Raw genomic sequence first — 20,761 nt, 5'->3', positions numbered from 1 at the left:
AGTCCCGGCGGGGTGACTGTGGAGGATTTGCGTCGCCTAGCGCCGCGAATCCTCCACAGTCACTCGTTCGTGGCCGGGCCTGACGCGGGCCAAGGTCGCCCAGCACGGCAAGACACCTTTGCCCTTCCGCCCAATAACCGCCCGCAACCCTCACGAGTCTTTTAGCCGAGCGTCCACTTCTGGTTGCTGCCGCCGTTGCAGGTCCACAGTTCGGCCAGTGCGCCGTCGGCCGTGGAGGCGCCCGTGACGTCGAGGCACAGCCCGGACTGGACACCGGTGATCGAGCCGTCGGAGTTGGCGATCCACCCCTGGTTGCCCTGGCCGTTGCAGGACCAGGTGGTGACCTTGGTGCCCGCGGTGGTGCCTTGGCCCCAGGCGTCCATGCACAGCGTGGTGCCGCCGAGCGTGGCCGTCAGCTGGTTGGACGAGGTGCGCGTCCATGACTGGTTCGCCTGGCCGTTGCAGCCCGCGATCGCCAGCTGTGTGCCGGGGGTGGTGGTGGAGTTGGGTATCGCCAGGCATTTGCCCGCGCCCACCGCGTGCAGCGGCCCGGTGGCCGGGGTGCTGCCGCCCTTGCCGTAGCCCGCGGCCGTGATGTTGGCCTGCACGGCGTTTTCGGTCGCGTCCGTGGGATAGCCGGACGTCATCACGCCCTCGTAGAAGGTGCCAGCCGCCCCGATGCTGTTGTCGCCGCCGGTGCCGAGGATGATGGCGCCTTCTTTGCGCATCGGGTTGTAGCCAGGCGCGTTCGGGCGCGGGCCGTTGTAGTAGGTCGACAGGCCGCCGGACTGGGCGTTGCCCGCCCGGATGGCCCAGTGGTTGGGCTCGCCCTTGATGATCGCCGTGAGGTACCGGTGGTTCACCGTCGGGTCGTTGGCGTTGTACTTGGGGTCGGCTCCGGAGAAGAGGCCGTTCTCGAGGTCGGCCATGACCCACGGGCCCGGCCCGGAGCCGTAGCCCCACACCTTGATGTTGCCGAAGTAGATGGCCTCCATCGTGCCGTTGCCGTTGTCCCTGCCGTTGGTTTCGGCGTTGCCGTAGTCGAAGCAGCAGCCGCCGTTGTAGTGCGTGCCGTCGAAGACCGCGTACATCCCCTCCGGCTGATCGCCGGTCGCGACGCCGTTGGTGTGGTTGTTGCGGTAACCGGTGCCGGGGGCGACGAACACGCCGTACGCCCGGTGCCCGTCGACGGTGATCGGCGCCGCGGCCGCGTTGGCGAGGTTGTCGTACCCGCCGGGCGCCGGGCCGGGGAAGCCGCCGGGTGGCGCCTGGGTGAGGTGGTTGCCACGGGGGGACTGGTCGTAGATGACCGTGATGAGACAGGTGGTGCCCGCGCAGAAGGAATCCTGCGTGGCGGCGTTGGCGACGCCGCCCGCGCTCAACGGGGCGATGTCGCGGGTGGCGTTGTCCGACGAGCGCCGCACCTGGTACAGCGGACCGGTGTACGCGCCGTACATCGCTCTGGTGGTGCTGTGCGCCGCGACGCACGGCGTGCCGCCGGCCGCGTAGAGGTCGCAGGGACCCTGCGCCGCGGCTTGTGACGACGGCGCCGCCCCGACGGCGAAACCGGTCGCGAGCGTGGCCGCCAGCAGCATTCTCCGTATACGCGATTTCGGTGGTCGAAAGACCATAGGTGAACTCCTTTGTTCAGCCGCCTTTTGTTAGCGCTAACACATTGAAACGGAAAGAGGCCGCGCTTCGGGTTCGGGTGCCGGAATGGGGGACATCCTCACTATCGTCCCGGCCGGAAGGCGCGTCAAGGCCTTGGTGCTTTGGCTGTTGCGCTGTCGAATTCGACGAATTCGACTCGGCTTCGCGTGCGGAATGAAAATTACATGACGCCTTGCTTTTAATGGCCTTGGGCTGGAACATGCAGGGTAAGAAATTGTTATCCGGAGTTAGCCGGCCTGCCGTCGACCGTTGTCGTTGCGGTGGTTTCTCTCATCCCCGCTGTATTTGTGCTGGAGGCACCGTGCATCGTCTGGATGCCGCCCGTGAACACGTCACCGGGCTCTATCGCATCGTCATGGGTTTCTTGTTCGCCTGCCACGGCTTCAAGACCGTGTTCGGGCTGTTCGGCGCCAAGGCCCCGACGCCGGTGGGCACCTGGCCCGGCTGGTGGGCCGCGGTGATCCAGCTCGTCTGCGGTGTGCTGATCTGCCTTGGGGTCTTCACCCGTCCCGCCGCGATTCTCGGCTCGGGTTCGATGGCGTACGCGTACTTCGCCGTGCACCAGCCGATGGCGCTCTGGCCCATTCAGAACGGCGGGGAAGCGGCCGCCTTGTTCTGCTGGGCGCTGCTGTTCATCGCGGTCACCGGCCCGGGACGGCTGGCGCTCGCCGAGATGTCGTTGTGGCGCAGGGACTCGCAACCGGTGAAGGAGAACGCGTGAGCGGGCGCCGGCGAGCGACCGGCCGGGCGGTGGTGCTCGCCGTCATCACGGCTTTGGTGGCCGGTTCGGCCGTGGTGACCGCGCAAGCGGCCACAGTGGACCCGGACGCGTGGTACCAGCTGGTCAACCGCAACAGCGGCAAGGCACTCGACGTGTTCAACGCGGATACCGCCGATGGCGCGCGGATCACGCAGTGGACTCGCGGTGGCGCCACCAACCAGCAGTTCCAGTTCGTGGACTCCGGCGGGGGCTACTACCGGCTGCGGGCCCGGCATTCCGGGAAGGTGCTGGACGTGTCCGGACGCTCGGCCGCCGACGGCGCGGACATCGTGCAGTGGAGCGACCACGGCGGCACGAACCAGCAGTTCCGGCTGGCCGATTCGCCGGACGGCCACGTGCGCTTGCTCAACCGCAACAGCGGCAAGGCAGTCGAGGTGCAAGGACTGTCCACTGCGGACAATGCCAAGGTCGTGCAGTACGCCGACTGGGGCGGAGCCAACCAGCAGTGGCAGCTGGTGCGGGTCGGCAGTGATCCCGGCGGCGCACTGCCCTCGTCGTTCCGCTGGTCGTCGAGCGGGGTGCTCGCCGGGCCGAAGCCGGACTCCCAGCACCCGAATGCCTTGGCCATCAAGGACTTCTCGGTGATACGGCACAACGACCAGTGGCTGGTCTACGCCACGACCGCCAGCCCGTCCGGCTGGGGACTCGTGCAGTTCGCGTTCCCGGACTGGGCGCAGGCCGCCTCCGCTTCGCACACGTACCTCGACACGGCCTCCGCGATCGGGCCCGGGTACCGCGCCGCGCCGCAGGTGTTCTACTTCGCGCCGCGGAACCTGTGGTACCTGGTCTACCAGACCGGTCCGCCGACCTACTCCACCAGCAGCAACCCGGCCGATCCGCGGTCGTGGTCCGCGCCGCGCACGTTCATCGCGCAGGAACCGGCCATCGTCACCCAGAACAAGGGCGACGGCACCTGGATCGACTTCTGGGTCATCTGCGACGCCGCCGACTGCTTCCTGTTCTTCAGCGACGACAACGGGCACGTGTACCGGGCGCAGACCAGTATGGCCAACTTCCCGAACGGCTTCGGCAACACGCAGATCGTGTTGTCCGGCACCAAGTTCGATCTGTTCGAAGCCGGAAACGTGTACAAGGTCCAGGGGCGCGACCAGTACCTCATGCTCGAGGAGGCGATCGGCTCCACCGGGCGGCGGTACTTCCGGTCCTTCACCGCCACCAGTCTCGGCGGCTCGTGGACCCCGCTCGCCGCGAGCGAGAACGAGCCGTTCGCGGGCCGCGGCAACGTCACCTTCCCCGGCGGGGCCTGGACACAGGACATCAGCCACGGAGAACTGGTCCGCGCGGGCAACGACCAGACCCTGACCATCGACCCATGCCGGTTGCGGTACGTCTACCAGGGCATGGACCCCAACGCGGGCGGCGACTACATCCGGCTGCCCTGGCGGATGGGCCTGCTCACCCAGACGAATTCAGCCTGCTGACACCTTCGGCGAAGGGTTAGGTTCATCGTGACACCACCGTTCCAGCTGTCCGCGTTGCAGGATCTCAAACCTGCCGACCGGAGTACCTTCCAGCGGTTCGGCACCGGCCCGGCGGCCCGGCCCCCGTTCACGCGAATCCACCACGCTGTCCGGGCACACGCCGTCCGGCACCCGTGGGCGGTGGCCGTGGAACACCTCGGCGACACCGTCACCTACGGCGAGCTCGACCACCGGGCGGACCTGCTGGCGGGGACCCTCGCCGAGGCGGGCGTCCGCCCCGGCGACCGGGTCGGCCTGTTCCTCACCCGGTCGATCCCGATGGTCGTCGGCATCCTCGCCATTCTCAAGACGGGCGCGGCCTACGTTCCCCAGGACATCCGGATCACCCCAGCCGGGCAACTGCGGCACATCGTGAGCGTCGCGGGGATCCGGGTGGTGCTCACCACCACGGACCACGAGCCCACGCTGCCACCGGGACTGGCCGAGGTCATCGCGGTCGACACCGCGCCGGGCGTGGCACGCGCCAAGCGGGCGGACGGCAGTGGCGAGGTCGCAGCGGTGATCTTCACCTCCGGTACCACGGGGCAGCCCAACGGAGTACAGGTCACGCACGCCAACCTCTGCAACATCCTGCTGACCGCGCCGGGCAACCTGGGTATCGGCCTGGGGGTCCGGGTCGCCCAGCTGCTGAACATCGCCTTCGACATGGCCGCGTGGGAAATCCTCGGCACGCTGGCGAACGGGGGCACGCTGGTCGTCCGAGGACAGGACGTCCAGGCCGCGGCGAGCAGCGCGCACGTACTGATCGCGACACCGAGTGTCCTTTCCGGACTGGACCCGGACGCGTGCGGCGGCGCCCGCACGGTCGCCGTCGCGGGGGAGCGCTGTCCCCGTGAGCTGGCACAGGCCTGGTCCGGACGGCTCGCTTTCCACAACTCCTGCGGCCCGACCGAGGTGACGATCGTCAACACGTTCCAGCGTTACGAACCCGGCAGCGGTGTGCCTACGATCGGGCGGCCGGTCCCGAACACGACGGTGTACGTGCTCGACGACGCGCTCCGGCCCTGCCCCATCGGCGCGGTCGGCGAGATGTGGGCGGGTGGCGCGTGCGTCACCGCGGGGTACCTCGGCAACGCGGAGCTGACTGCCGAACGCTACCTGCCTGATCCTTTCCTCGGCGGCGAGCACCGGATGTTCCGGACACGGGATCTCGGCCGCTGGACGCCGGCGGGCCAGCTGGAACATCACGGCCGGACCGATGACCAGGTGAAGGTGCGCGGCTTCCGCGTCGAGCTGGACGCGGTCACCTCGGCGCTGGAACGGGCAGCCCGCTGTGTGCGTGCGGCGACGATCCTGCACGAGGGAAGGCTGATCGGGTTCGTCAGCCCGGCGGGCGTGGTGCCTGACGAGGCGCGCCGGGCCGTCGAGGACCGGCTGCCGTACTACTACGTGCCGACGTTGATCGTGCCCGTCGAGCGGTTGCCCATCACGGACCGCGGCAAGGTCGACCGCCGCGCGCTGTTGTCCTGTTTGGACGACCCGGCGCGACTGGAGACCGTGGCGTGACGGAGATTTCGCTCCGGCGGGTTCCGCCGCCTGCTGGCAAATCATTGCGGGTCAGGCTGAGGCGCCGCCCTTTCACCCATCACAACCGGCTCGCCGCCATGGTCGTGCTCGCGAACCTCGCGTGCCTGAACGCCGGCGCCTCGACGATGGTGGTCGCCAACTTCACGCTGGCCGTGCTGATCCGCCAGCAGTACGTGATCAATCTGCTGTTCCGGCTGGCCACCGGCGTGCCCAAGCACTGGCCGCTGCGGGTGCGGTGGACGCTGGGCAAGGTCTATCACTTCGGCGGCCTGCACGTCGGAGCCGCGGTGTGCGCCACCGCGTGGTTTCTCGTACTCGCGGTGACCTCGCCGCCTCGGATCCTGACCTGGGTGATCGCGGTCTTGCTGGTCGCGATCGTGGTGCTCGCACTGCCATCGCTGCGCGCCCGTCATCACGACCGGTTCGAACGGACCCACCGGTTCGGCGGCTGGACCGTGCTCGTCCTGTTCGCGGTCCACACGGCCATGTACGGCGGCGGGGCGGCCCGCTGGCTGCTGCCGGTCGTCGTGGCGAGCGTGGTGCTGCCGTGGCTGCGGCTGCGCCGCGTGCCGGTGCGCATCGAGCGGCCGTCGTCGCACGTCGTGCTCGTCCACTTCGACTACGGCGTCACGCCGTTCGCGGGCTCGTCGACGGCGGTGAGCCGGAACCCCTTACTGGAATGGCATTCCTTCGCCAACGTCCCGGCACCGGACCGCAGCGGGTTCCGGCTGACGATCTCGCGCGCCGGCGACTGGACCGGCGCGCTCATCGACGACCTGCCCGCCCGGCTGTGGGTCAAGGGGATCCCGACCGCGGGCGTCGGCAACATCGACAAGCTGTTCACCTCGGTCGTCTGGGTGGCCACCGGCAGCGGGATCGGGCCGTGCCTGCCGCACCTGCTCTCCGGCGACACCCCGGCGCGTCTCGTGTGGTCGACGCGGAATCCCCGTGCCACCTACGGGGACGCGCTGGTCGACGAAATCCTTGGCGTGCAACCGGACGCGGTCGTCTGGGACACCGGAAGAGACGGCAAACCGGACCTCGTCGCGCTGGCGTACCAGGTCTGGCAGGAATCGGGCGCGGAGGCCGTCATCTGCATCTCCAACAAGAAGACCACCTGGCATGTCGTCGAAGAGCTGGAAGCACGCGGTATTCCGGCTTTCGGCGCGATTTGGGACTCGTGAGGTGACCACTGTGGACTATCAGAACCTCGTCGTCGAGCTGCGGGACGGGATCACGACCGTGACCGTGACCAGGCCGTCGGCGCGCAACGCGCTCTCGGCACGCACCATGACCGAGCTGTGCGAGCTGCTCGACGGACTGGCCACGCCGCTGATACTCACCGGGGCACCCGGCCCGGCGTTCATCGCGGGCGCGGACATCAGCGAGATGGCGGGCATGACACCCAGTGAAGGGGAGAGGTTCGGGCGGCTGGGGCAGTCGGTCACGACCGCGCTCGAGTCCATGCCCGCGCCCGTGATCGCCTGCGTCGACGGCTACGCGCTCGGCGGAGGCTGTGAGATCGCACTGGCCTGCGACTTCGTGTACGCGACCGAGAAGGCGGTGTTCGGCCAGCCGGAGGTGTCGCTCGGGCTGATCCCTGGCTTCGGCGGGTGCGTCCGCTTGCAGCAGCAGGTGGGCCCGGCGCGAGCCAGGGAGCTGATCTACTCCGGCCGCACCGTGGACGCCGATGAGGCGCATCGCATCGGCCTGGTGAACCGGCTCTTCGTCGATCGGGACGCGATGCTCGCCGGTGCCAGGCACATGCTGACGGCGATCGGCCTGAACTCGTCTTCCGCCGTGTCGCTGTGCAAGGCCGCGATCAACGCGGCACGCGGCGCGGACGTCCAGACCGGTTTGGCGACCGAGCTGGCGGCGTTCAGCCAGGCGTTCATGACGCCGGACATGCGCGAGGGCACGGCGGCGTTCCTCGACAAGCGAAAACCGTCCTTCGATCGGGACTAGGGGCGGAGTGCGGCGGCGGTGCTGTCTCCTGGGATGAACTGGGGTGTCAGCGGTTCCAGCTCGGCCGGTTCGCCGTCGAGCTGCCGCACGGCTAGCTCGACGACCAGCGCGCCCAGCCGTCGGGCGGGCACTATCGCCGCCGTTGGCCGGATTCGCTGTTGTCCTGCCACGGTTTCCGAGCACACCGCCACGACGGAGACGTCAGTGGGAACCCGCAACCCGCGTCTCTCCAGAGCCGCGAAAACCAGCGGCAGTGCCGTCTGGTCCTGGACTACCAGTCCGGTCGGATCACCGGCGGAGAGGAGTTCGTCGAGGCAGTGGACGACGGTTTCGGGCGACGGGGCACACCGGCGGACGACCTGGTGCACGCCGCGGTGGGCCGCGGCGGCCGTGAAGCCTTCGAGAAAGCCCGCTGAGCGGCGATATCCCTGCTGGTGCGGCGGTGACGAGCCGATGACCGCGATCGAGCGGTGGCCGAGGTCCGCGAGATGGGTGAGGCACGCCTTGCCCGCCGCCGCGAAATCGAGATCCACACAGGCCAATCCGGGCACCGGACCTGGTACGCCGATCAGCACCGCCGGGCGGCCGGAAGCGAGCAGAATGGGCACTCTCGGGTCGTCGTCTTCGATGTCCGTCATGATCGCCGCGTCGGCCAGCGCGCCGGCCAGCACGCGGTGCAGGCCGGAGGTCCCTTCGTCGCGGGTGACCAGCAGCAGGTCGAACTGCAGGTCGCGAGCCGTCGCGGCGGCGGCGGAGAAGAACTCCATCTCGATGTCGAGATGGCGGTCGACGCGCAGTGGCACCGACAACGCCAGCACCCCGACCCGGCTCAGCGTGCCGCCGGGACGCCGGTATCCGAGAACGCGGATGCTTTCCTCGACCCGGCGCCGCGTGCCCGGCGAAATCGGCCGTTTCCCGGTGATCACGTACGAGACCGTGCTCGGTGAGACCCCCGCCGCGTGCGCCACGTCGACGATCGTCACCGCGCCGCGGCCGGACTCGGGCGTTTCTCGCGCCACGTGGTGGGAATTCGTCATCGTCGAGGACTTTCTCGGTACGCCGTCGTCCGGTGGTCACCCGCGAACTGTTAACGCTAACATCCGCTTCCGATCTGACGATAGTGTTCCCCGGCCGCACCGGTCAAGGCACCTTCGTCGGGTTCGGCGAGCGCGGGTGCGCTCATCGAATTCGACGAATTCGGCTTCAGTGATACGTCAGACGGGTTACCTGCGGCCGAACTCCTGCTTTCCGCCCTTGACGGGTATGGCGGGGCGGCTGATCATTCCCACGGTTCGCGCACCGTCCCGGCATTCGCCATCCCCACCGATTTCCCGCCCGCATCGCGGGTGTGCACAGGAGAACGAGTTGACACCACACCCGATGGACCGCCGTGATTTCCTGCGCTGGTCCGCGCTCGTGCCCGCGAGCCTCGCCGCGGTCCCCGCGCCGGCGGCCGTCCCGGCGGAGGCCGCGGACTGCACCTTCGCGTTCGTCGAGCTCTATCGCACGAACGTCATGGCCAACCAGACACCGGAAACCAATGCCGCCGTCCGGATCCTGACGGGGATGCGGCGGCTCTGGCGGACCGGAACCACCTGGGACGGCGGCACCGTCCTCGACAATGCCGCGCTGCGAGCCAATGTCCGGCACGTCGTCGCGGTGACCAGGGCTCGTACCGACGCCGAAGCCAAGCGTGCGTTCGTTTTCGACCGCCAGCACCAGTCCTACGCGGCGATCGGCGGGCTCGGCCCGCTCGCCGAGTTCTACCGCGACGGCGCCAAGGCGGTCACAAGCATCACTTCCGCGCCGGATGGCACGCCACCGGCCAAAGTGGACGATGCGGTGCCCTCGGGCGCTCCGGCGGGCTCGGCGCTCGGCGCGGGATCCTATGACTCGGAGCTGGGACTGGTGGCACGGCTGGTCGACACCGTGCGTGGCCCGTTCGCCTCGGGCAATCCGTGCAAGTACGCCTACCAGTATCCGCGGCCGTGGCGGCTGACCGCGGACAGCCGGGTCGTCGACACCGGCAAGCTCGACGCACTCGGCTTCCCGATCTACCGGTCCGATGTGGTTGTCGCGCCACAACTTCTGCGGCAGCGCAGCGCCAGCCCTGTCGATGACGCCGGATACCCGAGCGGCCACACCAACGCGTTCCACCTCGCCTGCCTCGCCTTGGCGTACGCGGTCCCCGAGCGGTTCCAGGAGCTGGTCGCCCGCGCGTACGACCTGTCCGACACCCGGATCGTCGCCGGGATGCACTCGCCGGTCGACGTGATCGGCGGCCGCGTCCTCGCCACGGCGCTGGCGGCCGCGACGCTGGCCGATCCCGCCAACGCGGCGCTCAAGGCCGGCGCGCGCGAGCAGGCGCTCGAGTACTTCACCGCGAGGACCGGGACCACGGCCGACACGTTGTTCGCCCGCGCGCACAGCGGGCCGGACGAATACGCCGATCATCGCGCGAACGCCGCGATGGTCACCCAGCGCGCGACCTATGGACTGCCGGGTGGGAGCACGCGAAAGCCGATGACGGTGCCGAAGGGCGCCGAGGTGCTGCTGGAGACACGGTTGCCGTACCTCGACGCGGGGCAGCGGCGCGAGGTGCTGCGTACGACCGCTTTCCCGGCCGGGAACCCACTGCTCGACGGTCCCGAGCAGTGGGGACGGCTGAACCTGTTCGCCGCGGCCGACGGCTATGGCGCCTTCGACACCGGCGTTCGCGTCGAGATGGACGCCGCACGGGGCGGATTCCACGCGAACGACAGCTGGCGCAACGAGATCCGCGGTGGTGGCAGGCTCGTCAAAGCGGGTAGTGGAACGCTCACCCTCACCGGAGTGAACGGCTATCGCGGCGGCACGCGGGTGGAAGGCGGGGTGCTCGTCGCGGCGGCGCCGAGCGCGCTCGGCAGTGGTGCCGTCGAACTCGCCGGGGGCGTCCTGCGCGTGTCCGGTCTCTGTGCCGGCGACTACCGGCAGACCGGAGGGACGCTGTCCGTGGTCCCGGTCGCCGGTCCGGCACTGAAGGTCGACGGCGTCGCCACGCTCGGACGTGGTGCCGTGCTGGAGATCCACCTGGACGCTTCGTTCGCCGCACGTGAAATCCCGGTGCTCAGCGCGTGGTGGCTGCGTGGCCGGTTCGCCGAGATCAAGATCGGCCGCCCGGGATTCCGGGCGGTTCCGCGGTACACCCTCACCGGTGTGTCCCTCCGAATCCTGCGGGAGTTCTGATGAAGAAAGCCCTTGCCGTGCTCGCCTTCGCGGTCGCGGTGTCCACAGTGGTCACGCCACCGTCCGCGCTGGCCGCGACGGGCGGCACGTTCTCCGTGCTGAGCTACAACGTCGCGGGCCTGCCGGAAGGAACCTCGAGCGCGCCGACGCCGCGCGCCTCGGCCACCACGGCGATCGGGCAGCGGCTCGGCCCGTACGACGTCGTGCACGTCGAGGAGGACTTCAACTACCACGCCGCGCTCTACGCGGCGGACGGCCACCCGTACCGCACACCGACCAGCGGTGGCGCCGGCATCGGCAGCGGCCTGAACACGCTGTCCTCGCTTCCTTACGACGTGGACGATTTCGAGCGGGTGCGGTGGACCTCGTGCCAGCTCGACTCGGGAGACTGCTTGACCCCCAAGGGTTTCACCTTCATGCGGGTCAGGCTCGCCGAAGGGACCTACACCGACTTCTACAACCTGCACACCAACGCCGGGACCAACGACGGCGACCAGGCCTCGCGCGCGTCGAACCTGGCGCAGCTGACGGCCTTCATCCGGTCGCACTCGGCAGGGAACGCCGTGATCGTCATGGGCGACACGAACACGCGCTACACCCGCGCCGCCGACACGATCGCCGGGTTCGCGTCGGACAACGGCCTCACGGACGCCTGGGTGAAGCTCGCGCGCGGCGGGGTCGCGCCATCGCCGGGCAGTCCCGCGCTGGTGTGCGACGAGCATGCCGTCACCAACGACTGCGAGGTCGTCGACAAGGTCCTCTACCGCGGCAGCAAGCTCGTCTCGCTGAACGCGGAGGCGTATAACAACGAACACGCGAAGTTCCTGGACAGTGCGGGCAGGATGCTGTCCGACCACTTCCCGATCACCGTCCGGTTCAGCTGGACGCAAAACCCGGCTCTGCGGCTGTCCGAGCAGTTCGGCGGTCCGCACGGCGACTACTTCACCGACATCAACGCGGTCCCGGCGGGTGCGCGGGCGAGGACGTTCTCGCTGCGCGCCGGGGAGCGGGTCGACCAGATCGGGCTGACGCTGGAGAACGGCACGACACTGGCGCACGGCGGGACAGGTGGGACCGCTTCGGCACTGACGCTCGGAAGCGGCGAGTACGTCACGTCGGCGACGCTGTGCCAGGTCAGCTATAACGGCCGGACGCGGATTTCCTCGGCGCGCTTCGTGACCAACCTCGGGCGGGCGCTGGCAGGCGGCACGACGACGTCGGACTGCGTGACGCGCACGGCGCCGGGCAATTGGCAGATCGCCGGTTTCCACGGCCGGAGCGGCGCCGAGGTGGACAAGATCGGGTTCGTCTACACCCAGCGCTGAGCAGTTGCGTGAAGGGAGCCTTGGTCACGGCCAGGCTGTGTGAAGGCTCCCTTCACACAGCCTGCGTCAGGGGTCCGGTTACGTCGGCCTCGCGAAGATCAACTCGCCCCTTAGGGTCGCCAGCGACGTTCCGTGAGCGTCCACAGAGGACTCGATTCGGTAGCGTTTGTCCCGCGTTGTCGCTTTTGGGCGACTTTTCGCGCTGGCTGGACGGAACGAACGGGGCTTATGTGTCGCTCAGTGTTGCGAAAGCGGCGTTCATGCGTTCAGCTGACCCGAGAAGGGCGACCTCGCCCATTCGGGCTTGGTGAGGGAGGCCCTCACTGCTGAGGGGAAGCCAAACGTGGCGTCTCGATTGGTCATCGGGGAGTGGCGGTTCGCCGACATCTGGTGAGTTGATCTTCGCGAGAGGAAGAATCTGGCCGCTCAACGTCCGGATTCTTCCTCTCGCGCCAGCCTCCGATGCCGAGGCCAGAGCAGATGAGGGCCTAGCTCACCCCACAGAGCGTGGTGAAGGCTCCCTTCACCGGAGCGGCACCCCGCCTACCACTCGCGGTTTCGGCCGACGTAGACGTTGCGGGCGCGGTAGTAGGTCGGTGAAGTGGGGCCGGGCGCGCCCGCGGAGCCCTCCATCTGCAGGTTGATGATCAGCCACATCGGCTTGCCGACGAAGTTCGCGCCGCGGTGCTGGCCCACCCAGTTGCCGTCGAGGTAGTAGTGAATGTCCACGTCGGACCCGTTCACCTTGGTGATCCAGGCGCGGTAGCCGTGCCAGCCGCCGGGGTTGTTCACGCCGACGACGGTGTTCGACCAGCCGCCTGAGCCGTTCTTGTAGGTGTTGAACCAGTTGCGCGAATCACCCTTGAACTCGAGGATGTCGCTTTCCGGCGGCCAGCTGGTGGCGCCGGTCAGCCAGAACGCGGGCCAGGTGCCGCGGGCCGAGGGTGCCTGGAACTCGCCGCGGACCTCCCAGCTGGGGAACTGGTCGGTCACCGTGATCTGCTGCTTGGCGTGCACCGCGCCGGAGTGATAGCGGATCGGCAGGTGCGGATCCGCTCCGCTGTTGCCCTCGTTCGGGGGGACCGGGGTCGCCTTGAGCACCAGCACACCCCCGGATTCGAGGTAGACCTGCTGGTGGTCGCTGGAACTGGCGTACATCCTGGCGCTGCCGTTGTGGTCGGATCCCCATGGATAGCGGTAGTTCCACGCGGATTCGAGCGTGCCGTAGTTCTGGAGAGTGCCGTCGAGCACCGTCTCCCAGGTGGCGGCCGAGGCTTGGCCCGCGCCTGCCACGACGCCGCCTAATGCGGCGCCTGCCACCCCGGCCGCGCCCGCGGCGAGAAACGTCCTGCGATCGAGCGTCATTGCTCTGTCCTCCTGTGCGGGAATCCCGTCGGATGGTTCAGGATGAGGAGACGGAGTAACTGTTCGTGCGGAAGTCCATGCTTTTATCGTGAAGTACGTCGCCGATGCGAGCGTGATCCCGAAGTGGCTTGATCAAACCACAGTGAAACGACCTGGAAAAGGGGTTCGGTTGTGATCAAGTTTGGCTTCTTCAGTGCATTGATGACGATTAACGAGTTCCGCCGGGTGAATTCGACGAATTCGACCTGGTGTCCGATTGGCCGGCTGAGGGCTGGCGCGTCTAGTCGAGGTCCAGCTCGAAGACCGTATTCTGGCGATAGGCGTCACCCGGTCGCAGAATCGTGCTCGGGAAGTCCGGCCGATTCGGGGAGTCCGGAAAATGCTGGGGTTCGAGAGCGAACCCGGCACCGCGATGATAGGGGCGGCCGCCGGTGCCGATCAGGGCTTCGGTGAGGAAGTTGCCGGAATAGAATTGCAGGCCTGGCTCGGTCGTCCACATGGTCAGCCGTCGGCCCGAACGCGGGTCGTGGACCCTGGCCGCCAAGGAAAGTGAACCTGCCTCGGCCTGCTCGAGGACCCAGTTGTGGTCGTAGCCGTGGGCGAGTGACAACTGCGGGTCGTCCACGCCGAGCCGCGCACCGATCGGGACCGGGGTGCGGAAGTCGAAAGGTGAACCGTCGACCGGAATCGGCGAGCCGTCCGGGATCAGGTCGGCGTCGACGGGACAGAAGCGGCCTGCGTTGATCATCAGTCGCTGGTCGTCGATCGGCCCCGAGCCTTCGCCTGCCAGGTTCCAGTAGGTGTGGTTGGTCAGGTTCAGCACGGTGGGCGCGTCGGTCGTGGCCAGATAGGTGATGTGCACCCGGTTCTGGTTGTCCAGCCGGTAGGTCACCGTGGTGGCCAGCCTGCCGGGGTAGCCCTGATCGCCGTCCGGGCTGAGGTGGGTCAGCCGCACACCGACGCTGTCGGGGGACCGCATCACCGACGCGCCCCAGACGTGGGTGTCGAATCCTGCCGTGCCACCGTGCAGGCAGTTCTGGCCGTTGTTGCGAGGAAGCCGGTATTCGGTGCCGTCGAGCACGAAGGTGCCGCCGGCGATCCTGTTGGCGTAGCGGCCGATGATGGATCCGAGGTAGACGCGTGCCGCGGCGGGCTCATTGTTCGCGACATAGTCTTCGAGTGCGGGAAAGCCCAGCACCACATTGGCGGACTCGCCGTGCCGATCGGGCGCCTCGAGCGACTGGATGATGCCGCCGTAATCGAGGATCCGAACGGTCAATCCGCCCTGGTTTCGCAGGACGTAGCGGTGAACTTTCGTTTCGCCGACGACCCCGTAGTACTCCCGGTCGATTTCGAGTGTGGCCGGTTCGGAACCGCGCATCCGCGCCCCTCGGTGTGTAGCGGCATCTGCCGTGATTCAACGTGACATGAGTGGCCCGGGACAGCGATTCCCTTTCAGGACACGGGTTCAGGCCGAGGCGGCGCTGTGCTGTCCCGTGTGGTCAACCGGGGGGAGAGCAGGCGGATCTCGGGGGTCGTGTGCCCGCCCAGATGCCGCATGGTCATCTCGACCGCCTGCGCGCCGATCTCCTCGGCCGGTATCGCGACGGTGGTGAGCCCGGTGGCATGCTGGCCCGCCATGCTGTCCGGGCAGACCGCGACGACGGAGATGTCCTCTGGCACCCGGAGATTTCGTTGCCGCAGACCTGAAAGCAGTGCGGGGAGCGCGGCCTCGTTGTGCACGATCAACCCGGTGATGCCCGGATCGCGCGTGAACAGGGCGTCGAGAGCGGTGTGCGACGCTTCGTAGGAGCCGGTGCATTCCTGGGTGATCGCGTGGATCTCGCGACGCTTCGCCTCTTCGGCGAAACCATGCAGGAAACGGGTCGCGTAGCTGGTGCCTCGCTGGTAGACGGCTGGTGTCGGGCCGATCAGCGCGACGCGCCGGTGGCCGAGGTCGCCCAGATGCGCCACGCAGGCGGCGCCTGCCGCGGTGAAGTCGAGGTCGACACAGCTCAACCCGGCGGGGTAATCGGGGACGCCGATCAGGACCGTCGGCCGGTCCAGTGCCACCAGCACCGGCAGCCGTGAGTCGCTGACCTCGACGTCCATCACCATCAGCGCGTCGGCGATGGCCGAGGAGGCGATGCGCTGCAGCGCCGCGGGCCCCTCGTTCTTGGTGACCAGCAACAGGTCCTGATCGTGTTCCCTGGCCGCGGTGGCCGCCGAGGCGACGAACTCCATCACCACCGAAACGTTGAGGTCCGCGCGCAGCGGGACCACCAGCGCCAGCACGTTCGTCCGGTTGCTCGCCAGCGCCCGTGCTCCGGCATGGGGGTGGTAGCCGAGCTTGCGGATCGCGGTCTCGACCACCCGGCGGGTACGGGGCGAGATCGAGCGCTTCCCGCTGAGCACATAGGACACCGTGCTCGGCGCGACACCCGCGGCGTCGGCGACGTCGTTGATCGTGACCACGCGCCCTCCCTCCGTAGTCGAAGCGCATCGATGACCCTTGACGGTAGGCCAGGTGGAGCTGGAAGGCAAGGCTCACTTGATCTTCGATTTCCGGCCGACGTGACTATGCGAAGTCGAATTCGTCGAGCGCGTCTATGACCATGGTTGTGCAGCTCAGAGTTAATATTGGCGCATTCGGGGAGGTGCTTGACGGCCTGTGGTCGCGCTGCGGTGGTCGCTTTCATTCGAGGATCCGACATCGAGGTCGTCTCCGATCCGCCTTCGAAGCGATTCGATCGGACTCGCCAACCATGCAAACGCCGCTGGTCGTCGCCCCAGCCCGTGGAGCGTCACCGCGGACGAGCTGACCGGGCGTCGCGCACGCTGGATCGGCCATACTGTCGAATGTGCCGCGCGATGATGGAGTTAAGCCTGTGGCAGGTTCGGCTTACCGGCCAGGCTACGAGCTGATGGCCGAGCGGATTCTCGAGCTGATCGCCGAGTCGCACTTGCGTCCAGGTGACCGGATGCCCACGGAGAACGAGCTCGCCGCGCGGCTGGAAACCAGCCGGACGGTCGTCCGCGAAGCGATCAAGATCCTTTCCGCGATCGGCAGGGTCAGTGCCCAGAAGGGGCGTGGCCTCTATGTGGCGGACGACGACGGCATGCTCGGCGCCGGCCGCTGGGGTGGGTTCTTCCTGCCGACCAACCTCGATCACATCTACATGCTCTTCGAGTTCCGCCGTATCCAGGAGATGGAAGCCGCGCGGCTGGCCGCCGCCAAGGCGACACCGGCGGACCTGCGTGCCATCAAAAGCGCGGTGGAAACCTGCCGGCACGCCCATCTCGCTGACCTGGTCGAGCGGTTCAGTGACGGCGACGACGACTTCCATATCGGCGTCGCGACCGCCTCGCACAACTTCTTCCTCGTCGCGGCCGTGCGCGAGGCGCGCAGGCTGCAGCGTCAGTCGAGCGCGATCGCGTTGCACGGCACACTGGGCGGCCATGCCGCCGCGGCCGTCGAGGAGCACGCCGCGATCTACCAGGCGATCCGTGACGGGGACCCGGAGGCTGCCGCGCTCGCGACCGCCACGCACCTCGACAACACGCTCGAGGACTATCGCCGCGAGATCCAGCGCCGTCTTTTCGGCTGAGGCCTGATCCCGTCACCGCCCGGCGCGGAAAACGTCGAATATCGGCCTGATTTCTCGAGGGCCTTTTCTCGCGGGTTCCCGCGCGGCTACACTTCGACGGACTGGGAGCGCTCCCAGGATTCCCCGGACGGCAACGACGCTGCGAGGACACTGATGGAATCAAGAAAGCTGCTGCGCGCCGATCACTCTCTCTTCGCGAGGACGAACCGTATGCGCGGCAAGGCGATCGCCGGTGGTGTCGTGGCGGCGGCGCTCGTCGCGTCGGTCACCGCCTTCGCCGCTGAGAGCAGTGCGCGGGCCACCTCTTCCCCGTTCTACGTCGATCCCGGCACCGGCGCGGCCAAGTGGGTCGCGGCGAACCCCGGGGACTCGCGCACGGCGGTGATCCGCGACGGCATCGCCGCCGTGCCGCAGGCGAGGTGGTTCACCACGACGAACACGAACACCGTGCGCGGTGAGGTGGACGCGTTCGTCGGTGCCGCGGCGGCTGCCGGGAAGGTCCCGATCATGGTCGTCTACGACATCCCCAATCGTGACTGCGGCGGAGCGAGCGGCGGTGGTGCCCCCTCGCACGAGGCGTACCGCGCTTGGGTCGATCAGGTTTCGGCGGGGCTGGCCGGACGCTCCGCGGTCATCGTGCTGGAGCCGGATGTGCTGGCGATCATGACGAGCTGTCAATCCGGGGACCAGCAGAACCAGACCAAGGCGTCGATCGCGTACGCGGGCAAGAAACTCAAGGCAGGGTCGGCACAGGCGAAGGTGTACTTCGACATCGGCCACTCGGCGTGGCTGGCGCCCGGCGAGGCCGCGGCGCGGCTGAAAGCGGCCGACATCACCAACAGCGCCGACGGCATCGCCACCAATGTGTCCAACTACCGCTGGACGGCCGATGAAATCGGCTACGGCAAGTCGGTGCTGAACGCGGTGGGCGACTCCCGGCTCCGCGCGGTGATCGACACCAGCCGCAACGGCAAGGGCCCGCTCGGCAGTGAGTGGTGTGACCCCGCCGGAAGGGCCATCGGCACGCCGAGTACCGACCAGACCGGGGACGGCCAGATCGCCGCGTTCCTGTGGATCAAGCTGCCGGGTGAGGCGGACGGCTGCCTCGCGCCAGCAGGCCAGTTCGTGCCGCAGCGGGCCTACGACCTGGCCATCGCGGGTGGCGCGACGCCGACCACCTCACCGACCGTGCCGACGAGCCAGACGACCACCCCGACAGCAACGTCGACCTCACCGGCACCGGTGAGCTGCAAGGTCACCCACCGCGTGGTCAATGCCTGGTCGACCGGCTACACCGGCGAGATCGTCATCGAGAACCGCGGATCGGCCACCGACGGCTGGACACTCACGTTCTACGCGCCGGGAGTGACCGTCACCCAGGGCTGGAACGGGACCTGGGCCGACGCGGGCGACAAGGTGACGGTCCAGAACCTGCCGTGGAACAGCAAGCTCGCCACCGGCGCCACCGTGACCGTCGGATACAACGCGGACTACACCGGCGGCACTCCGCCGTTCCTCGGCCCCGCTCTGAACGGCGCGACCTGCGGCTGATCCTTGCCGGAGTCGTGAAAGTTTCAGCGACGCGGAGAAAGGAGATCGGCGGCTTATTTCCGGCAGGCGAATCAAGAATGTCACGCACTGAATCGGGTGGAGGCGTTTGTTGTGGGTAATCGGCGATGGCGGAAGCGACGATCGGTCGCGGTTCTCGGCCTGGCGGCGTCTCTCATGGCGGTGATGCTCACGGGCCAGCCGGCCACGGCGGCGGCCGCCGGGCCCGCGCTGTCGGTGGACGTGTCCGCCGCCCGGCACGCGATCAGCGCTGGCATCTATGGCTTGAACGGCGGGGATCGGGCGTTCAACGCGGAGATCGGCCAGTCGGTGGCGCGCTGGGGCGGCAACGCGACCAGCCGCTACAACTTCAAGAACCACACTTACAACACCGGTAGTGACTGGTATTTCGAGAACATCGTCGCCGACGAGGAACATTCCGTCGAGGGACAGGTCAGGTCCAATCTCGACCGCGGCATCAAACCGGTCGTCACCGTGCCCCTGATCGGGTGGGTGGCCAAGGATTCGCCGTCGTCGCATCCGTTCACCTGCGGGTACCCGGCCACCCGGTTCCCGCAGCAGGACCGGTTCGACGAGTGGGACCCGAACTGCGGCAACGGCCAGCTCGACCAGAAGAACCTCACCGGTGTGCCGGCCGACACCTCGATCGAAGCAGGCCCGGCGTTCGCGGGCGAGATGGTGTCGCACCTGGTGGACCGGTTCGGCACGGCCGCGCAGGGTGGCGTCCCGATCTACGAGCTCGACAACGAGCCGGTGCTGTGGGCCCACACACATCGGGACGTGCACCCCGGGCTGGTCGGCTATGACGAACTGGGCGGCAAGGGCACCGCGACGGCCGCGGCGATCAAGGCCGCCGATCCCAGCGCGGCGGTGCTCGGCCCATCCGGCTGGGGATACTGCGAATGGGTCGCGTCCGGAGTGGACGGTTGCGGGCCGGGTGCCGATGCGGCCGCGCACGGCGGGCTCACGCTCTCCGAGTGGTACCTGAAGAACATGAAGGACTACAGCGACGCGCATGGCGGCAAGCGCTACCTCGACTACTTCGACCAGCACTTCTACCCGCAGATCAGCGGCGACAAGGATCCCAAGACCAACGCGTTGCGGCTGCGGTCCACCCGGTCGCTGTGGGACCCGACGTACGTGGAGGAGACCTGGATCGGTCCCGGCGGGGTCAACGCGCCGCCGCTGCAGTACATCCGCAAGGCGAAGTCCTGGATCGACAAGTACAACCCCGGCACGAAGACCGCGATCACCGAGTACAACTGGGGCGCGCTGGACGACATCAACGGCGCGCTGGCGCAGGCCGACGTCTTGGGCATCTTCGGGCGCGAGGGCCTCGACCTGGCCACGATGTGGGGCGAGCCCAAGCCGGCCGACCCCGGCGCGTACGCGTTCCGGATGTACCGGAACTACGACGGCGCGGGCGGCCGGTTCGGTGATGTGAGCGTCTCGGCGACCGCCGCCGACCAGGATCAGCTGGCGGTGTACGCGGCGCAGCGCTCCGCGGACAAGGCGTTGACGGTCATGGTCGTCAACAAGACCGGCGGTGACCTGACCTCGCCGCTTTCGGTGGCCGGGTTCGACGGTGCCGGTGCGGCGCAACGGTTCACTTACGGTGCGGCCAATCTGGGCGCCATCACGCGCGGCGCCGATCTCCCGGTGAGCAACGGCCGCGTCGACGCGACCTACCCGGCGAATTCCATCACCTTGCTGGTACTGCCCGCGGCGGGGTGCTCGGCGAGCCTGCAGGTCAACGGCGACTGGGACACCGGGCACAACGCGACGGTGACCGTCACCAACGACCGCCACACCGCGATGACCGGGTGGCAGGTCAGCTGGACGTGGCCAGGCGACCAGCGGGTCACCACCGCGTGGAACACCACGCTGAAGCAGAATGGCGCAGGCGTGGTCGCCGCCGACGCCGGATGGAACGGCTCGATCGGCGCGGGCGGCCGCACCACCTTCGGGTTCCAGGCCAACGGGAGGGCGGCGCCACTGACGCTGACCTGTACCCGTCGTGAGTAAGGGCCTGTTGTCCCTCACCTCCGCCCTGCGCTGGCCTGGCAAAGCTAGGTCCGGCACCACGACCCGGCTGGGGAACGCTGGCTGTGGTGGGGGGGGTGTTGGGGGGTGTGGGGGGGAAAAAAAAACGCACACCAGGGGGCGGGCCGCGGGTGGGCGTGTTGTACACGCAAAAGAGGGTGTAGGGTGCCCAGACCAACC

The 20,761-nt window shown here is 68.2% G+C and carries 15 protein-coding genes; 10 read left to right on the top strand and 5 right to left on the bottom strand.

Translation table 11 applies throughout. From position 1 onward, the window contains the following. Nucleotides 1-161: 161 nt before the first annotated feature. Nucleotides 162-1,631, bottom strand: coding sequence for an arabinofuranosidase catalytic domain-containing protein (locus ACFV15_RS43005; RefSeq protein WP_378358581.1), 1,470 nt, complete (start codon nucleotides 1,629-1,631; stop codon nucleotides 162-164). A gap of 341 nt (nucleotides 1,632-1,972) precedes the next feature. Between ACFV15_RS43005 and ACFV15_RS43000 the strand changes: the two genes are divergently transcribed. Genes ACFV15_RS43000 through ACFV15_RS42980 form a run of 5 tightly spaced genes read left to right on the top strand, consistent with a single transcriptional unit; the run spans nucleotide 1,973 to nucleotide 7,446 of the window. Continuing rightward, entirely contained in the window at nucleotides 1,973-2,392 is a 420-nt protein-coding gene (locus ACFV15_RS43000) for a DoxX family protein (protein ID WP_378358579.1), read from the top strand. After that, nucleotides 2,389-3,894, top strand: coding sequence for a non-reducing end alpha-L-arabinofuranosidase family hydrolase (locus tag ACFV15_RS42995; protein WP_378358578.1), 1,506 nt, complete (start codon nucleotides 2,389-2,391; stop codon nucleotides 3,892-3,894). Before ACFV15_RS43000 ends, ACFV15_RS42995 begins: the two co-directional genes overlap by 4 nt. A gap of 27 nt (nucleotides 3,895-3,921) precedes the next feature. Then, a complete protein-coding gene (locus ACFV15_RS42990) occupies nucleotides 3,922-5,460 on the top strand; it encodes an amino acid adenylation domain-containing protein (RefSeq protein ID WP_378358577.1) in 1,539 nt (512 codons plus the stop codon). Then, a complete protein-coding gene (locus ACFV15_RS42985) occupies nucleotides 5,457-6,665 on the top strand; it encodes a hypothetical protein (RefSeq protein WP_378358576.1) in 1,209 nt (402 codons plus the stop codon). Before ACFV15_RS42990 ends, ACFV15_RS42985 begins: the two co-directional genes overlap by 4 nt. A 10-nt stretch (nucleotides 6,666-6,675) precedes the next feature. Then, a complete protein-coding gene (locus tag ACFV15_RS42980) occupies nucleotides 6,676-7,446 on the top strand; it encodes an enoyl-CoA hydratase-related protein (RefSeq protein ID WP_378358574.1) in 771 nt (256 codons plus the stop codon). Here ACFV15_RS42980 and ACFV15_RS42975 read toward each other — a convergent pair. Beyond that, entirely contained in the window at nucleotides 7,443-8,483 is a 1,041-nt protein-coding gene (locus tag ACFV15_RS42975) for a LacI family DNA-binding transcriptional regulator (RefSeq protein ID WP_378358572.1), read from the bottom strand. The genes ACFV15_RS42980 and ACFV15_RS42975 overlap by 4 nt on opposite strands. 343 nt (nucleotides 8,484-8,826) lie before the next feature. Here ACFV15_RS42975 and ACFV15_RS42970 point away from each other — a divergent pair, with 343 nt between their 5' ends. Both ACFV15_RS42970 and ACFV15_RS42965 read left to right on the top strand, forming a co-directional pair. Beyond that, nucleotides 8,827-10,671 (top strand): phosphatase PAP2 family protein, encoded by a 1,845-nt coding sequence (locus ACFV15_RS42970; protein ID WP_378358571.1) that lies wholly within the window; start codon nucleotides 8,827-8,829, stop codon nucleotides 10,669-10,671. Continuing rightward, nucleotides 10,671-11,996 (top strand): jacalin-like lectin, encoded by a 1,326-nt coding sequence (locus tag ACFV15_RS42965; protein WP_378358570.1) that lies wholly within the window; start codon nucleotides 10,671-10,673, stop codon nucleotides 11,994-11,996. Before ACFV15_RS42970 ends, ACFV15_RS42965 begins: the two co-directional genes overlap by 1 nt. Nucleotides 11,997-12,539: 543 nt before the next feature. On the opposite strand, the gene ACFV15_RS42960 is transcribed toward ACFV15_RS42965, so the two are convergent. The 3 genes from ACFV15_RS42960 to ACFV15_RS42950 all read right to left on the bottom strand — a co-directional run bounded on the left by ACFV15_RS42960 (nucleotide 12,540) and on the right by ACFV15_RS42950 (nucleotide 15,836). Beyond that, nucleotides 12,540-13,361, bottom strand: a complete 822-nt coding sequence (locus ACFV15_RS42960) for a family 16 glycosylhydrolase (protein WP_378358568.1) — start codon at nucleotides 13,359-13,361, stop codon at nucleotides 12,540-12,542. 280 nt (nucleotides 13,362-13,641) lie between these two features. Further along, entirely contained in the window at nucleotides 13,642-14,742 is a 1,101-nt protein-coding gene (locus ACFV15_RS42955; protein ID WP_378358566.1) for an aldose epimerase family protein, read from the bottom strand. Between the two features lie 74 nt (nucleotides 14,743-14,816). Next, nucleotides 14,817-15,836, bottom strand: coding sequence for a LacI family DNA-binding transcriptional regulator (locus tag ACFV15_RS42950; protein WP_378358565.1), 1,020 nt, complete (start codon nucleotides 15,834-15,836; stop codon nucleotides 14,817-14,819). 413 nt (nucleotides 15,837-16,249) lie between these two features. Between ACFV15_RS42950 and ACFV15_RS42945 the strand changes: the two genes are divergently transcribed. The 3 genes from ACFV15_RS42945 to ACFV15_RS42935 all read left to right on the top strand — a co-directional run bounded on the left by ACFV15_RS42945 (nucleotide 16,250) and on the right by ACFV15_RS42935 (nucleotide 20,563). Then, the gene (locus ACFV15_RS42945; RefSeq protein ID WP_378358564.1) at nucleotides 16,250-16,969 is read left to right on the top strand and encodes a FadR/GntR family transcriptional regulator; all 720 of its coding nucleotides are present in this window, start codon (nucleotides 16,250-16,252) and stop codon (nucleotides 16,967-16,969) included. Nucleotides 16,970-17,122: 153 nt separating this feature from the next. After that, nucleotides 17,123-18,520: a glycoside hydrolase family 6 protein gene (locus ACFV15_RS42940; protein ID WP_378358563.1), complete on the top strand. Its 1,398-nt coding sequence runs from the start codon at nucleotides 17,123-17,125 to the stop codon at nucleotides 18,518-18,520. 183 nt (nucleotides 18,521-18,703) lie between these two features. Beyond that, nucleotides 18,704-20,563 (top strand): glycoside hydrolase family 44 protein, encoded by a 1,860-nt coding sequence (locus ACFV15_RS42935; protein ID WP_378358561.1) that lies wholly within the window; start codon nucleotides 18,704-18,706, stop codon nucleotides 20,561-20,563. Nucleotides 20,564-20,761 lie beyond the last annotated feature (198 nt).

The organism is Amycolatopsis sp. NPDC059657, from assembly GCF_042734395.1.
GTDB lineage: Bacteria > Actinomycetota > Actinomycetes > Mycobacteriales > Pseudonocardiaceae > Amycolatopsis.
Note: the sequence above shows the minus strand (reverse complement) of the source record. Positions and strands in the feature narration are given on the sequence as shown.

What these genes read in the sequence shown, in the direction of transcription:
- ACFV15_RS43005 (WP_378358581.1), bottom strand. Translation starts at nt 1,631, where the DNA reads ATGGTCTTTCGACCACCGAAATCGCGTATACGGAGAATGCTGCTGGCG.
- ACFV15_RS42975 (WP_378358572.1), bottom strand. Translation starts at nt 8,483, where the DNA reads ATGACGAATTCCCACCACGTGGCGCGAGAAACGCCCGAGTCCGGCCGC.
- ACFV15_RS42970 (WP_378358571.1), top strand. Translation starts at nt 8,827, where the DNA reads ATGGACCGCCGTGATTTCCTGCGCTGGTCCGCGCTCGTGCCCGCGAGC.
- ACFV15_RS42965 (WP_378358570.1), top strand. Translation starts at nt 10,671, where the DNA reads ATGAAGAAAGCCCTTGCCGTGCTCGCCTTCGCGGTCGCGGTGTCCACA.
- ACFV15_RS42960 (WP_378358568.1), bottom strand. Translation starts at nt 13,361, where the DNA reads ATGACGCTCGATCGCAGGACGTTTCTCGCCGCGGGCGCGGCCGGGGTG.
- ACFV15_RS42955 (WP_378358566.1), bottom strand. Translation starts at nt 14,742, where the DNA reads ATGCGCGGTTCCGAACCGGCCACACTCGAAATCGACCGGGAGTACTAC.
- ACFV15_RS42940 (WP_378358563.1), top strand. Translation starts at nt 17,123, where the DNA reads ATGGAATCAAGAAAGCTGCTGCGCGCCGATCACTCTCTCTTCGCGAGG.
- ACFV15_RS42935 (WP_378358561.1), top strand. Translation starts at nt 18,704, where the DNA reads ATGCTCACGGGCCAGCCGGCCACGGCGGCGGCCGCCGGGCCCGCGCTG.